Genomic DNA, 257 nt, shown 5'->3' with positions numbered 1-257 from the left:
ATTTCCTCATTTTTGTACCCACATTTATTGCATATTTGTGAACTTGCAAAGAATTTACCTACCTTTACAATTTGTCTACCATACCAATTAGCCTTGTATTCTAATTGACGAACAAATTCTGACCATGACACATCAGAAATAGAACGAGATAATTTACGATTTCTAGTCATATTCTTTACTTGTAAATCTTCTATGCAAATAATATCATTTTCTTGTATTAATTTAGTAGATAGTTTTTGTAGAAAATCCTTTCGCCT

At 29.2% G+C, this 257-nt stretch carries 1 protein-coding gene; it reads right to left on the bottom strand.

Annotated elements, in window-relative coordinates; genetic code table 11:
• On the bottom strand, window positions 1-257 hold a 257-nt coding region (locus tag KGF46_RS19880; protein ID WP_227857151.1), incomplete at both ends, for an RNA-guided endonuclease TnpB family protein.

This window comes from Clostridioides sp. ZZV14-6153, assembly GCF_020657855.1.
Classification (GTDB): Bacteria; Bacillota; Clostridia; order Peptostreptococcales; family Peptostreptococcaceae; genus Clostridioides.
The sequence above is the reverse complement of the archived record's forward strand: the minus strand, read 5'-3'. Positions and strand labels throughout refer to the sequence as shown.